The organism is Pseudomonas sp. C27(2019) (genome assembly GCF_008807395.1).
Taxonomy (GTDB): Bacteria; Pseudomonadota; Gammaproteobacteria; order Pseudomonadales; family Pseudomonadaceae; genus Denitrificimonas.
On sequence record NZ_CP043320.1, the window covers coordinates 3,084,239 to 3,098,833 of the forward strand.

The window sequence follows — 14,595 nt, forward strand, 5'->3', positions numbered from 1 at the left end:
AGCCTTTTCTATGTTTGGTTCCGGCGACGACAAAAAAGCAAAACAACCAGCGTCTAGCGCTGACTCCCTATCATCTGAGGTGCCTGCAGAAGAGACGCAGGCCGACGTAGCACCAGAAGCACCGGCCAAAAAAGGCTTGTTTTCGTGGTTTGGCAGAAAGAAAGCTGAGGCAAAAACAGAACAGCCTAGCGATGATGCGGCAGTGCCCGAGCAAAAGGTGCTGCTTGACGAACAATCGCAACAGCCACAAACGCAGGTAGAGTCTGCATCCACTGCCGCGCTCGATGAATCAGCGCCTGTTGCTGAAGAGGCTGTGTCTGTTGCAGAAAGCCTTGAGGCAGTCGCGGACAATATTATTGAGCCAGAGCCAGAGCCAGAGCCAGAGCCAGAGCCAGAGCCAGAGCCAGAGCCAGATGCTGCTGCGCTAAAAGCGCAAATGCCTGAGGCGACACAGGTTACGGCGGCGCGGCCTTCGCGCTTTAAGTTATCGGCTGGCCGAGAGATTACTGTGCCTGTTGCTGCAGTAGCGCAACCAGCAACACAAGAGCCAGAAACAGAGCAAACACCAGCAACACAAGCTGCTGTGACCGAGAGTGTCACCGAAGCTGTTGATGAGCCCGCAGTTGAACCCGCGCTTGAGGCCAATTTGGCCGGACAAAGCAAGCCGCAAGGCAATAAACTGAGCTGGTTTGCTCGCTTAAAGCAGGGTTTGGCAAAAACCAGTTCCGGCCTTGGCGAAGGCATGGCCAGCTTGTTTTTGGGTAAAAAAGAAATTGATGATGATCTGCTGGAAGAATTAGAAACCCGTTTGTTGACGGCGGATGTTGGTATGGAAGCCACCACCGCAATTATGAGCAACCTAACCCGTCGGGTAGCGCGCAAAGAGTTGGCTGACAGCGGTGCACTCTATAAAGCCTTACAAGGTGAAATGGCCGATCTGCTGCGTCCTGTTGAACAGCCGCTGACTGTGCCCGTTGAGAAAAAGCCCTATGTGATCTTAGTGGTTGGCGTCAACGGCGCAGGTAAAACCACCACGATCGGTAAGCTGGCTTCACGCCTGCAAAAAGACGGCAAAAAAGTCATGTTGGCTGCTGGTGATACCTTCCGCGCGGCTGCTGTTGAGCAGTTGCAAGTCTGGGGTGAGCGCAATAAAATCCCCGTGATTGCTCAGCACACCGGTGCCGACTCGGCTTCAGTGATTTTTGATGCAGTACAAGCCGCGCAATCGCGTGGTATGGATGTGTTGATCGCTGATACTGCTGGGCGTTTACACACCAAAGACAACTTAATGGAAGAATTACGCAAAGTTGCACGGGTAATGGGCCGACTCGATGACAGCGCACCACATGAAGTGCTGCTCGTGTTGGATGCGGGTACTGGACAAAATGCGATCAACCAAGCCCGTCATTTTAATGAAACCATACCGGTAACAGGCCTAGCCCTAACCAAGCTCGACGGCACAGCCAAGGGTGGGGTTATTTTTGCTTTGGCCAAGCACTTTGCAATTCCCGTTCGCTATATTGGTGTCGGTGAAGGCATTGATGATTTGCGTGACTTTGTTGCCGATGATTTTGTTAGCGCATTGTTTGCCGAAAAGGATTCTGAATGATTCGGTTTGAGCAGGTCGAAAAACGTTACCCCAATGGGCATGTTGGCTTGCATGAGCTGAGTTTTCGTGTGCGTCGCGGTGAGTTTTTGTTTGTCACGGGTCACTCCGGAGCAGGTAAAAGCACTATGTTACGACTGCTGTTGGCAATGGAGCGGCCCACCAGCGGTAAGCTGTTGCTAGCTGGACAAGATTTAGCCAAAATTACCAATTCACAAATTCCATTTTTGCGCCGCCAGATTGGTGTGGTTTTTCAAAATCACCAACTGTTATTTGACCGCAGTGTGTTTGCCAATGTGGCCTTACCGCTCAACATTTTAGGCTTGCCGCAAGAAGAGATTAATCAGCGGGTTAGCTTGGCGCTGGAGCGTGTCAGCTTAAAAGATAAAGCCTTGCAAGCCCCATCTGATCTGTCCACTGGACAGCAGCAGCGCGTTGGCATTGCTCGCGCGATTGTCCACCAACCGGCATTATTGCTGGCCGATGAGCCGACCGGTAATTTAGATCCACGTCTTGCGGCAGAAATCATGGCGGTGTTTGAAGACATTAATCAGCTTGGTACCACAGTGTTAATTGCCAGTCACGACTTGGCATTGATCGCGCGGATGCGTCAACGCATGTTGACCCTGCAGCGTGGCCGTTTGATTGGCGATGGGGAGGCAGTGTAATGAGTGCTGGACGTGTCACCCCTAACCAGCCCGGTGAGCGCGTTGGTGCTACAGCCAAGCATACCGTTGCTCCGACTTTATCGGATACGCGCGGCTTTCGTCATCAACTGCGCGCGTGGCTGGAAAATCATCGGGCCAGCTTTAAAGACAGTTTAAGTCGTTTAGTGCGCCAGCCATTGGGTAGTTTTTTTACCTGCTTGGTGATGGCGGTTGCTTTAAGCTTGCCGATGGGACTGGCGTTGTTATTAGAAAATGTCAGTCAATTGGGTGGCTCTTGGCAGCGTGCCGCGCAAATTTCACTGTTTCTCGAGCTTGACTCAGGTGACACCTACGGCGAGTTGTTACGCGATAAAATCGCCGAGCACGAGCACGTTGCCGAAGCGCAGTGGATCAGTCGCGAGCAGGCACTGGCTGAATTTCAAGAGCATTCAGGACTCGGCGAAGCCTTGCGCGAACTGCCAGATAACCCATTGCCAGGCAGTATTTTAGTCACCCCTGAAATGATTGATAAAGACACCTTAGTGGCGTTGCTTGATGAGTTAAAAAATATGCCAAAGGTTGAGCAGGCGCAGCTCGATCTGATGTGGATTGAGCGTTTAGCCGCTATTTTGCAAATGGGTGATCATTTTATTTTTGCATTATCGGTGCTGCTGATTGCTGCGCTATTACTGGTGGTGGGTAATACCATTCGTTTGCATATTGAGAATCGGCGCGTTGAAATTGAAGTGATTAAACTGGTTGGAGGCACTGATGGTTATGTGCGCCGCCCCTTCTTGTATATGGGTGTTTTATACGGTTTAGCCGGTGGCGTGCTGGCTTGGTTGCTGCTGGCCTTTGGCTTAGAATGGCTTAATGCCTCTGTTGTGCAGTTGGCGCAATTGTATGGCAGTGAGTTTAGCTTATCCGGTGTGTCGCTCGAGGATGGCTTTTCATTGCTACTTGGTGCAGTATTGCTGGGTTACATCGCTGCTTGGTTAGCTGTAGCACGGCACTTACGAGAATTGTTACCACGCTAGTAACAGGTTACTGGGAAATAAGGGTTTGCGTGTATTGTTGCAGCGCAGAATAGGGAACTTTAAGGCGTTATTGCTATCTTATATATAATGATATTGTTTAAGAATATGTCACCCGTTGGAGGATATTAATGACCACCACGACCGCATTACAAACTGCTCAGATGCTAAGCCCAGGCGCAAACCTGCAAGCTTACACACACTCTGTTAATTCGATTCCGCTCTTAACACTTGAGCAAGAGCGTGATTTAGGTGAGCGTCTGTATTATCACCAAGATTTAGATGCTGCACGCCAATTGGTTATGGCTCACTTACGCTTTGTGGTGCATATCGCACGCAGCTACTCAGGTTATGGCCTGCCGCATGGCGATTTAATTCAAGAAGGCAACGTTGGCTTAATGAAAGCAGTGAAGCGTTTTAACCCAGAAAAGGGTGTGCGCTTAGTGTCCTTTGCCGTGCATTGGATTAAGGCTGAGATTCACGAGTACGTGTTACGCAACTGGCGTATCGTTAAAGTTGCCACGACCAAAGCTCAACGTAAGTTGTTCTTTAATTTACGCAGCCACAAGAAGCGTTTAGCTTGGCTGACCAATGATGAGGTTAACGCCGTTGCTGGTTCACTCGGTGTTGAGGCACGTGAAGTGCGTGAGATGGAAAGTCGCTTAACCGGTCATGATATGTCGTTTGACCCGTCAGATAATGAAGATGATGAAAGCGCTTACAGATCACCGGCGAACTATTTAGAAGATCACAGCTATGATCCCGCCTTGCAGCTTGAGGCGACTGATCAGACTGAAAACTCGAGTAACAGCCTGCATGAAGCACTGGCTGAGCTGGATGAGCGCAGTCGTGATATTTTGCAGCAGCGTTGGTTGTCTGATGAGAAAGTCACGCTGCATGATCTTGCTGCTCAGTATGGTGTGTCTGCAGAACGCATTCGTCAGCTTGAAAAGAATGCCATGAAGAAGCTTAAAGGCAGTATTGCTGCCTAATCAATCTCTTTGCGGTAACAAAAAAGGCGACTCTAAGCAGTCGTCTTTTTTGTTTGTACGCCAAGCATGATTCAAGCAATACTAAAGTTGCTTAGCTTTGCTGCAGCAAAATTGCCTATTTACGATGACAGCATAGCCTACAGATACCGTTAAACTTTAGGTGCTTAGATGACTCAATCTGTTCTGATTATTGGCGGCAGTAGTCGCATCGGTCAAGCCATTGCACAGCAGTGCAGCGCTGAGGGTGCAGTCGTCAGTGTTATCAGTCGACAAGCGGCTGCAGATGACGTTACATGGTTTCACTATCAAGATGCACTGCAAAGTGAAGACAGCGCTCAGCTGTGTATTGAGCAAGCATTGCAGCATCAGCCTGATACCATTTTTATCTGTAATGGTGTGCTGCATGATGCCAACGGGATGCCAGAAAAAACCATCCGCCAGCTTGATAGTGCGCAACTGGCGCAGCGCTTACACAGTAATGTCATTATCCCTGCGCAGTATTTGCGCAGTTTGTTTCGTTACTTAACCCGCACACTGCAGGTTAAAGTTTTAGTGCTCAGCGCTAAAGTGGGCAGCATCAGCGATAACCATTTGGGCGGTTGGTACAGCTACCGCATGAGTAAAGCTGCTCTGAATATGCTAGTGAAAAACCTCAGCCTTGAAGTCGGGCGGCTCAATCCAAGCGCTTCTATTGTCTCGGTGCACCCTGGCACCACTGATACACCGCTGTCTGAACCTTTCCAGAGCAATCTTCCCCACGGACAGCTACAAACTGCCGAGCAGACCGCTCAGCGACTATTAAAAGTGTGCGCTGGGCTAACGCCAGAGGTGAGTGGTGCATTATTAAACTGGGATGGTAGTGTTTTGCCATTTTAAATACCCATAATCCACAGATGAATATATTGGTAAAGCCCGTGCGCGGTATTCGCGCGGGCACAGGTGCCTGCCTTGCGCACTGCCTGAAGTTTGATAGGATCATGCGCCAGCCTATTCATCCATTCAAAACGGCCAGAAAATCGGAATAAAGATCACCCCCAATAGCCAGAAAATGCTATTGAGAGGTAAGCCGACCTTCATAAAGTCACTGAATTTATAGCCGCCAGCGCTGTAGACCATCATGTTGGTTTGGTAACCCACTGGGGTCATAAAACTGGTAGAGGCGGCGAAGGTAATGGCAATCAAAAACGGCGTGGGGTCAGCCCCCATTAACTGTGCGGTAGAAAAACCGATTGGCGTCAACAACACCGCAGCAGCTGAGTTACTCATCAGTTCACCAAACAGCAGTGCCATTAAGTAAAGTACGCCGAGTACTACATGTGGACCCAAGTGGCTGACGAGACCAACACTATTATCTACCAAAAACTGTGCAGCACCTGAAGTGCTCATGGCAATACCGAGTGGTAACAGGCCGGCAATTAATATCACAATCGACCAGTCGGTACTTTCATAGACATCATCTGCATGAATGCAGCCTGATAGCGTCATGGCAACGGCGCCGGTTAGGGCAGAAATGGCTATCGGCAGCCAACCCAGCGCTGACACGATAACAACCATGGCCATGGTGGCTATGGCAAAGGGGGCGCGCCAGCCATACTCTTGAGTGGCTTCGCGTTGAGAAATAACGATGACACTTTTATCTTTACGCAGTGCGGTTAAGTCTTTTTCTGGCAAAGCCAGCAACAAAATATCACCGATGCGTAAGCGTAAGCTGTTCAGTTTATTGCGCACAACCTGTCCACGCCGTTGCACGCCCATGACTGAAGCATTGTAGCGCCAGCTCCGATTAAATACGGATAGTAGACGTCCAGCTGCGCGTGACTGCGGAGCAATCATCACCTCTGCAAGGACTGATTTTTCCTGTTTCCGACCCTTGAGTTGGAAATCAGTTTGTGTGTTGAATGCCAGCTTTTGCTCATCTTTAAGGGCTTCAAGGTCAGACCATACGCCACGCGCCAGTAAAATATCGCCTTCTTGCAGCTCTTCTGAACGTGGTGACCAGTACTTTTCGCCATCGCGCAGTAACTCTAGAATATACACATTGTAATTTTTACTGAGCTTGGCCTCTTCGACAGTGACACCCAGTAATTTTGAATTTTCGGTGATTTTTAATTCGCTAATATAGTGACCAAATTCATAGAGGTTTTCCAAGTCTGCGCTGCGTACATCCGGCAATAACCAGCGCCCCAATGTCAGCAGATACAGGCAGCCGGCGATTGCACAAATCGCCGCCAGCGGTAAAAACTCAAACATACTAAAGCCTGGATGGCCTAAATCCTTAGCGATTGAGTTCACTAGCAGGTTGGTCGAAGAACCAATCAGGGTCACAACGCCCATCATTTGTGCAACGTAAGACAATGGAATCAAGGTTTTGGAGGGTGACAGGCCAACTTTTAAACTGGCTGCAATCACGATGGGAATAAAGATTGCGACCACGGCAGTGTTATTGACGAAAGGTGCAACCAGGGCCAGTAAGCCAAACAGCATCAGCATAAATTGCAGTGGCGAGTGTGCAGCGCCTAGCAGCCTCTGAATACTGGCAAGGGCACCACTGTTTTGCAGCCCAGCAGCGAGGATAAACATAGAGGCGACGGTGATAGTGGCGGGGTTGCTAAAACCGCTTAGCGCTTGGCTGGGGCTGATCAGGTCAAGCAGTGTTAAGCTCACCAAAACCAGAATGGCAATGGCGTCGATGCGCAGCTTCTCGGTGACAAAAAGCACCATGGCGCCCAGTGAAATCAGCAAAACGAGAGAAATTTCAGTGGTCATACGTGTCTCGCTCAGAATGTTTAACTGCTGTGCTCAGCCTAGCAGTAATCGAACAAGGTGAATGTACAATTTTGTGTGTTGCTGTCTGTGCTCAGCACACCCAGCATCAAAGTGTGCGCTATGCCAATCGCCACACAGCAGCTATTTTAAGGGTCCGGTGTAGGCGCATGCAGGGCAAAGTGTCGGCCAATCAGGCACAGACCCATAGCGGCAAGACCGAGCACCAGCAGCGCGATAGGTAGTGTGTACAGTGATGGCGCGGCAGCAATGCTGGCAACAAAGCCGATGCTTGCTGCCAATAAGAACTGGATTAAGCCCATCAGCGCGGAAGCAATGCCGGCATGGCGCTGGGTGTGCGCCATAGTGAGCGCAGTGAGGTTACCAGTAATCAGGCCGAGCATGACCATGCCGAGGCCCAGCAGGATGCTATAGCTCCACAGCGCCTCCCAGCCCAGCTGCACGAGACTTAGCAGCACTGTGCCAATCACAATAAAGCCGCCGAGACCAATAAACAGCACCCGTGTCACGCTGTAAAACTTTAATAAGCGTAAGTTGATTTGGCTGATACCAATCATCACCAGCGCATTGGCGGCAAAAATATAACTGAACTGGGTCGGTGTCAGGGCAAACATTTCAATAAAGACAAAGGGTGAGTTGTTGATATAAATAAACAAGCAGCCCAAGGTACAGCTGGTGGCTAAGGTGTAAAACAAGAAGCTGGGGTTGCTCAGCTGCATGGCGTAATTGCGCACAATACTGCGCATCGATAGCGGCACGCGGCGTTCCAGCGGTAAGGTTTCTGGCAGCAGGCGTATGGTGAATAAGCCACAGATCACCCCAATTAAGGCCAGTACCCAGAAAATTAAATGCCATTCACCGTAAAGTAAAATCAGTCCGCCCAGCATAGGCGCAGTGATGGGCGCGATCATCATCACTTGCATCAGCATGGAGTAAATACGCGCCGAACTTTGTGGGTCGCAGGTGTCGGTGACGACGGCCCGTGAGGCCACTGAGCCTGCTGCTGCGCCCAGCGCTTGTAAAAAACGCGCCAGCAAAAGGCCTTCAAAACTGGTGGACATTGCTGCGGCCAATGAACCGATGGTAAATAAGCCGATGCCAATCAATAGCGGTGGTCGTCGGCCAAAGCGGTCTAAAAAAGGCCCATAGAGGCCTTGGCCAATCCCTAAGCCAATCAGGAAGATGGTCAGGGTTTGTTGGACTTGTCCTGGGGTAATCTCCAAGCTAATGGCAACCGTTGGAAACGCTGGCAAGTACATATCAATCGCTGCGGCCACCAGCGCACTGAGCGAGGCCAGCAGGATAATCAGTTGTACACTGAGAGATTTTTTAGCAAATGTTTGAGTAATAGCACTATTCCTTATGACAAATTAAAAAACAAATCGGTTATTTTTTTAGCATGGCACGAATCCCAGCAAGCGCGTTATTACCGCGTGCGGCTTTAACCTCGACTGGGGCTTCTTCAAGACCTTCCCATTGCAGATCATCGGCAGGTAATTCATCAAGAAAACGGCTGTGGGTGCAGTCGATGATTTCACCGTATTGTTTGCGTTTGCTGGCAAAGGTAAAGGTCAGATTGCGCCGTGCACGGGTGATGCCGACATAGGCCAAACGGCGTTCTTCTTCGATGGTATCGGCTTCAATACTGGAACGGTGCGGCAGTATTTCTTCTTCCATACCCATAATATAAACGCTAGGAAACTCCAAGCCTTTGGAGGCATGCAAGGTCATCATTTGCACGCCTTCAGCACCGTCTTCATCGTCCTCTTGGCGCTCGAGCATATCGCGTAACACCAGTTTGGCGATGGCCTCTTCGATGCTCATCTCGCCTTCGTCGTCACGCTCTAAGGTACTTTTTAATGCTTCAATTAAAAACCAGACATTACTCATCCGATATTCACAGGCTTTTTCACTGGCGCTGTTTTGTCTGATCCAGTTTTCGTAATCAATGTCGACAATCATTTCTTTCAGTGCATCGATGGGGTCTTCACTAAAGCAGCGCTGGCGCAGCTTATCCATGTAGTGCTTAAAGCGCGCTAAACGCTCAGTGTAGCGCGCACTTAAGTGCTCACCTAAACCGATTTCTGCGCAGGCTTCATACATTGATATTTTGCGCTCTGTTGCGTAACCGCTGAGTTTTTCTAGGGTGGCTGAGCCGATTTCACGGCGCGGCACGTTGATCACACGCAGTAAGGCATTGTCATCGTCTGGATTGACCAATAAGCGAAAGTACGACATCAAGTCTTTAACTTCTTGGCGGCCAAAAAAGCTGGTACCCCCAGATAAACGATAGGGGATTTTATGCACTTGCAGCTTCAGCTCCATGATTTTGGCTTGGTAGTTGCCGCGGTACAAAATAGCAAAATCACTGTAGGGGCGCTGCGTGCGCATGTGCTCGGTAAGAATCTCCATAGCAATGCGCTCCGCTTCAGCATCTTCATTACGGCAACGAATCACGCGGATCTCATCACCGTGGCCCATATCACTCCACAGCTCTTTAACAAACTCATGCGGGTTGTTAGAGATGAGAATATTGGCGCATTTAAGGATGCGGCCGGTGGAGCGGTAATTCTGCTCCAGCATCACGACTTTTAGCGAGGGGAAGTCCTCTTTAAGCTGCATCAGGTTTTCTGGCCGTGCACCGCGCCACGCGTAAATGGATTGGTCATCATCACCCACGACGGTGAACTGCGCACGCTCTTTGACCAGCAGTTTAACCAACAAATACTGGCTGGTGTTGGTGTCTTGGTATTCATCAACGAGCATATAGCGAATACGATTACGCCATTTATCTAGCACGTCGGGATGGTTTTGGAAGAGTTTGACCGGCTGAAAAATTAAGTCGTCAAAATCCACCGCGTTGTATGCCTTGAGGGTGCGTTGGTAATGGCTGTAAACAATCGCAGCCGTTTGCTCTTTAGCACCGCGCGCCAGCTCTAAAGCGTGTTCGGGTAGAATTAAATCATTCTTCCACTTGCTGATGATATTTTTTACTTCATCAACGCCATCATCACCAGCGTATTCTTTTTGCATGATATCGCTGAGTAAATTTTTTACGTCAGAATCATCAAAGATTGAGAAACCGGGCTTATAGCCGAGCAACGCATGCTCGCGGCGGATGATATTTAAACCTAAATTATGGAAGGTGGAGACAGTTAAGCCGTGGCCTTCGGCACCGCGCAATAAAGATGACACCCGCTCCTTCATTTCGCGCGCAGCTTTGTTGGTAAAGGTTACTGCAACAATGTGCCGCGCGGAGATGCCGCAGTGCTGAATTAAATACGCGATTTTACGGGTGATCACACTGGTTTTACCCGAGCCAGCACCGGCCAGCACCAGCATTGGACCGCTGATGTAATTGACTGCTTCTTGTTGGCGAGGGTTAAGCTTAGACATGAACAAACCAGAATTGTATAAAGTCACTATTCTAGCATTGAAGTGCTATAACGCGGATGAGTTGCCATCGACTTGCTCGGCCAGTCAGGCTGTTTTCTCTTGCAGTTGAGTTTTAGCACAATAAAAAGGCGCTCTAAAAAGAGCGCCTGGTTAAGCGTGCGGCAGTGAAGGATTAGCGCACCACGTGCAAGAAGTGCATGTGCTGTTCATACTGATCAAGGATATCGTCAATCACTTCATCGCGTGACCAGCCCATGATGTCGTAATCTTGGCCGCCTTCCATTAAGTGCACTTCGGCACGGAAGTATTTACGCTCTTCTCGTTCCTCGCTATCTTCAGTTGCGTCCTCTTGTGACATAAAGTCTGGTCGCACATAGGCGCGTGGACGTACTTCGTAGACAAAGTTAACTTCCTGATGATGCTGTACTTCAAGCTTGCAGTGCTTGTCGTCGTCATCATTGCTAATGACTTCAACTGTGTAGCCTTGTTTGCGCAGCTCAACAGCAACTTCTTCAAAGCCTGGCACTACCACTTCGTCAATAAAACGGTTGACGTGTGAGCGGCGAGGGAACATGACCATGCTGCGTAAGCGTCGTTGCCAGCCCCCTGTACTTTTTTTCTCACGCGAGTAGTGCGTCGCACTTTGTTGTCTCAGTATGCGTTTGGTTGAGTCAATATGTAGCGCTTTAAATAACCCCCAAATGGCAACCAATAGAATCGCTGAGAAGGGCAGTGCGCTGGCAATTGTAGCTGTTTGTAGCGCGCCTAAACCACCGGTCATTAACAGTGCAATGGCAACGAAACCTGTGGATGATGCCCAGAAAATACGCTGCCATACAGGTGTTTCTGTTTGGCCACCAGAAGCTAGCATATCAATCACTAAGGAGCCTGAGTCAGCCGAGGTGACGAAGAACAGAATCACCATACAGACTGCAACCATTGACAGCAGTGTAGAAAAAGGGAAGTGCTCTAAGAAGGCAAACAGGGCTAATGAGCTGTCGGCACTAACAGTGTCGGCCAAGCTGGTCATCCCCTCTTTCATAATCATGTAGATGGCGCTATTACCAAACACCGTCATCCACATGAAAGTAAAGCCGGTCGGTACCAGTAGGATGCCGGTGATAAATTGACGGAGGGTACGACCACGCGAAACGCGGGCAATAAACATCCCGACAAAGGGTGACCAAGAAATCCACCAGCCCCAATACAATAAGGTCCAGCCGCCCAGCCAGTCAGTTGGGTCGTAGGCATACAGGTTAAAGGTTTTGTTAACGATCTCAGATAAGTAACCCCCGGTGTTTTCAACAAAGCTTTTTAACAGCAGTGCGGTAGGGCCGAGAACCAATACTAGGGTTAATAAAATAACAGCAAATATAAGGTTAAGTTCTGATAAACGTTTTACCCCTTTATCCAAACCAGTGACAACCGATATGGTAGCCAAAGCGGTGATGCTGATAATAAGGATCACTTGAATGTTGGTGCCAATGGGCAGGCCAAACAGATAATTAAAACCACTGTTGATTTGTAGAACACCGTAACCCAGCGAGGTCGCAATACCTAAAATCGTACTGATAATGGCAAAAATATCGACAGCATGGCCAATTGGCCCGTAGATACGCTCACCAATCAGTGGGTACAAGGCTGAGCGCAAGGTCAGCGGCAAGCCATGACGGTAGGAGAAAAAAGCGAGGATCAATGCAACAATCGCGTAAACCGCCCAAGCGTGTAAGCCCCAATGGAAGAAGGTCAGTTTCATGGCTTCTTTGGCAGCTTCGATGGTGTTTGGGTCGCCTACGGGTGGCGCCACAAAGTGCATGACTGGTTCGGCCACACCGAAAAACATCAAGCCGATACCCATGCCCGCAGAAAACAGCATGGCAAACCATGAGCTGTTTTTATAGTCAGGCTCACTATGATCAGGGCCGAGCTTGATGTCACCATAGCGACTGGTGGCCAGAAATATTGTGGCTATGAGAATGAGCGCAAGGGTGAGGATATAGAACCAGCTAACGCTATCTACGATCCAGCTTTGCACAGAACCAAACAGTTCTTGTGCACCCTGTGGGAACATGCCCGCAAAAAATACGATTGCAACAACTAAAACGGCAGATCCATAAAAGACTGGCGGATTAATGGTTTTGTTGGCTTTGGAAGGTGTTTCCATGTGAACTCCTTGGGTATACCTGTCACATCAATTGAAGTGATGCCAGTTCGGGCGCTGCATTTACAAGCAATCTCCGTTGTCTGGTAAGTTTAATGGAGAACGATAACTATTACCTATCTAAAAAGCCCCCACATGCCGAATGAAACAATATGCGAGGCTTTTATTTAGACAAGTTAGACTCTATTTTTAATCAGTACGCGCTGTCAGTAGTGCAGGTCTTTCCTTGCGTGAACGTGACTCTAGTTGCTCAAGCTGCTCTAGACTGGGCAGGCGCTCGCCTTTACGAATAATCAACGGTTGTGGCGCTTCACGATTAACTGCTGGCTCGTTAGGGCTAGCATAGCGCGCATCGTCACGACGAGGGTTATTGTTGGCTTTTTTAGGCGCTCGGCGCTTATCTGCTGCACCTGCTGCTCTTGGATTACGCTCTTGGCGTGCCGGGCGAGCTGTACGGGCTTGTGCGCCAGCCGCAGCGTTGCTGTTAGGGCGGCGGCCGCGGCTTTTGTTTTGGTAAGGACTAACGTAATCAACGCTATTACCAAAATTATCAATGGCGTCGTCTAGAAATACTTCTGGGTCACGATTGGGTGGCAACTCAGGGACTGCAGTTGTTGCTGCAGGGCGGTTGTTACGCGTGTTGCGTGGATTGCGTGCGCGGGCAGGCTTGTCTGCAGTGCTGCTGGTTGCACTGCGTGCTTCAGGGCGGCGACCTTTAGGCTTGTCGGTATTGCTTTTTTTGTCCGCTGAGCGAGGTGCATTACGTGCACCGCCGCGTGGCGGGCGTGGTGCGCGCGGTTCAGCTTTTTCAATGACCACGCTGCTTGGATCAAAACCTAAGGTATCGCCTTCCTCGATGGTTTGTCGCGTCATACGCTCAATGCTTTTTAGTAAACGCTCTTCATCAGGCGCCACCAAAGATACTGCTTCGCCGGCACGACCAGCGCGACCAGTGCGACCAATACGGTGTACATAGTCTTCTTCAACGTTGGGCAGTTCAAAGTTGACTACATGCGGCAGTTGATCAATATCTAAACCACGAGCTGCAATGTCGGTTGCCACTAAGATGCGCACGCTGCCGGCTTTAAATTCTGCCAAGGCTTTAGTACGCGCATTCTGACTTTTATTACCGTGAATGGCGGCCGCGGCTAAGCCGTTTTTATCGAGGTACTCAGCTAAGCGGTTTGCGCCATGTTTGGTGCGGGTGAAAACCAATACTTGTTCCCAAGCACCCATGGTAATTAAGTGAGCTAATAAAGCACGCTTGTGTGATGCCTTGATACGGAACACGCGCTGCTCAATACGCTCAACCGTGGTGTTTGGCGGCGTGACTTCAATGCGCTCTGGATTATGCAGTAAGCGTCCAGCTAAATTGGTGATGTCTTGTGAGAAGGTCGCTGAGAACAGCAAGTTTTGACGCTTGCTTGGTAATTTAGCCAAGACTTTTTTCACGTCATGGATAAAGCCCATATCCAGCATACGATCGGCTTCGTCTAAGACTAGAATTTCGACACCGCTTAAATCAATTTTGCCTTGATTAACCAAGTCTAATAAGCGACCAGGGCAGGCCACTAAGACATCAAGACCTTTGGCAACCGCGTTGATCTGCGGGTTCATACCTACGCCACCAAAAATACAGGCGCTGACAAAGGGTAAATCACGGGCATACAGTTTAAAGCTGTCGTGTACTTGTGCAGCGAGCTCACGGGTTGGCGTTAATACCAATACACGAGGTTGACGTGGGCGGTGGCGTTGTTCGCGATCGGGTTTACCGTTTGGGAACAAAATTTCTAAAATAGGTAGAGCAAAACCACCCGTTTTACCGGTGCCCGTTTGTGCGGCAACCATAAGGTCGCGGCCTTGTACTGCCGCGGGAATCGCCAGTAATTGCACTGGGGTTGGTGATGTATAGCCGGCAGCTTCAACGGCGTTAACCAGAGTCTGAGACAGACCTAGGGAGGAAAAGGACATGCAG

Annotated in this window: 10 protein-coding genes; 5 read left to right on the plus strand and 5 right to left on the minus strand. The window is 49.6% G+C overall.

The genetic code is table 11. The features are described from left to right. Nucleotides 1-10 precede the first annotated feature (10 nt). The 5 genes from ftsY (at nt 11) to FXF61_RS14245 (ending at nt 5,155) form a co-directional block, all read left to right on the plus strand. On the plus strand, nt 11-1,609 hold the full coding sequence (gene ftsY, locus FXF61_RS14225) for a signal recognition particle-docking protein FtsY (protein ID WP_151185867.1): 1,599 nt from the start codon (nt 11-13) through the stop codon (nt 1,607-1,609). Further along, nucleotides 1,606-2,274 carry a cell division ATP-binding protein FtsE gene (ftsE, locus tag FXF61_RS14230; protein ID WP_151185868.1) on the plus strand — a complete coding sequence of 223 codons (669 nt, stop codon included), beginning with the start codon at nt 1,606-1,608 and terminating at the stop codon, nt 2,272-2,274. Before ftsY ends, ftsE begins: the two co-directional genes overlap by 4 nt. After that, complete coding sequence (ftsX, locus tag FXF61_RS14235) at nt 2,274-3,290, plus strand: permease-like cell division protein FtsX (RefSeq protein WP_151185869.1); 1,017 nt, start codon at nt 2,274-2,276, stop codon at nt 3,288-3,290. Before ftsE ends, ftsX begins: the two co-directional genes overlap by 1 nt. Before the next feature lie 128 nt (nt 3,291-3,418). Further along, the gene (rpoH, locus tag FXF61_RS14240) at nt 3,419-4,279 is read left to right on the plus strand and encodes an RNA polymerase sigma factor RpoH (protein ID WP_151185870.1); all 861 of its coding nucleotides are present in this window, start codon (nt 3,419-3,421) and stop codon (nt 4,277-4,279) included. A gap of 168 nt (nt 4,280-4,447) precedes the next feature. Next, nucleotides 4,448-5,155, plus strand: a complete 708-nt coding sequence (locus FXF61_RS14245; RefSeq protein ID WP_151185871.1) for an SDR family NAD(P)-dependent oxidoreductase — start codon at nt 4,448-4,450, stop codon at nt 5,153-5,155. 123 nt (nt 5,156-5,278) lie between these two features. Here the strand turns inward: FXF61_RS14245 and FXF61_RS14250 are convergent, their stop codons facing one another. The 5 genes from FXF61_RS14250 to FXF61_RS14270 form a co-directional block, all read right to left on the minus strand. Then, on the minus strand, nt 5,279-7,045 hold the full coding sequence (locus tag FXF61_RS14250; RefSeq protein ID WP_151185872.1) for an SLC13 family permease: 1,767 nt from the start codon (nt 7,043-7,045) through the stop codon (nt 5,279-5,281). A 146-nt stretch (nt 7,046-7,191) separates the two neighbouring features. After that, entirely contained in the window at nt 7,192-8,427 is a 1,236-nt protein-coding gene (locus FXF61_RS14255) for a multidrug effflux MFS transporter (protein WP_306108669.1), read from the minus strand. A 22-nt stretch (nt 8,428-8,449) separates the two neighbouring features. After that, the gene (rep, locus tag FXF61_RS14260; protein ID WP_151185874.1) at nt 8,450-10,459 is read right to left on the minus strand and encodes a DNA helicase Rep; all 2,010 of its coding nucleotides are present in this window, start codon (nt 10,457-10,459) and stop codon (nt 8,450-8,452) included. Between the two features lie 172 nt (nt 10,460-10,631). Beyond that, complete coding sequence (locus FXF61_RS14265) at nt 10,632-12,623, minus strand: choline BCCT transporter BetT (RefSeq protein ID WP_151185875.1); 1,992 nt, start codon at nt 12,621-12,623, stop codon at nt 10,632-10,634. 186 nt (nt 12,624-12,809) lie between these two features. Further along, a complete protein-coding gene (locus tag FXF61_RS14270) occupies nt 12,810-14,591 on the minus strand; it encodes a DEAD/DEAH box helicase (protein ID WP_151185876.1) in 1,782 nt (593 codons plus the stop codon). Nucleotides 14,592-14,595 lie beyond the last annotated feature (4 nt).

What these genes read in the sequence shown, in the direction of transcription:
- FXF61_RS14270 (WP_151185876.1), bottom strand. Translation starts at nt 14,591, where the DNA reads ATGTCCTTTTCCTCCCTAGGTCTGTCTCAGACTCTGGTTAACGCCGTT.
- FXF61_RS14245 (WP_151185871.1), top strand. Translation starts at nt 4,448, where the DNA reads ATGACTCAATCTGTTCTGATTATTGGCGGCAGTAGTCGCATCGGTCAA.
- ftsE (WP_151185868.1), top strand. Translation starts at nt 1,606, where the DNA reads ATGATTCGGTTTGAGCAGGTCGAAAAACGTTACCCCAATGGGCATGTT.
- rpoH (WP_151185870.1), top strand. Translation starts at nt 3,419, where the DNA reads ATGACCACCACGACCGCATTACAAACTGCTCAGATGCTAAGCCCAGGC.
- rep (WP_151185874.1), bottom strand. Translation starts at nt 10,459, where the DNA reads ATGTCTAAGCTTAACCCTCGCCAACAAGAAGCAGTCAATTACATCAGC.
- FXF61_RS14250 (WP_151185872.1), bottom strand. Translation starts at nt 7,045, where the DNA reads ATGACCACTGAAATTTCTCTCGTTTTGCTGATTTCACTGGGCGCCATG.
- FXF61_RS14265 (WP_151185875.1), bottom strand. Translation starts at nt 12,623, where the DNA reads ATGGAAACACCTTCCAAAGCCAACAAAACCATTAATCCGCCAGTCTTT.
- ftsX (WP_151185869.1), top strand. Translation starts at nt 2,274, where the DNA reads ATGAGTGCTGGACGTGTCACCCCTAACCAGCCCGGTGAGCGCGTTGGT.
- ftsY (WP_151185867.1), top strand. Translation starts at nt 11, where the DNA reads ATGTTTGGTTCCGGCGACGACAAAAAAGCAAAACAACCAGCGTCTAGC.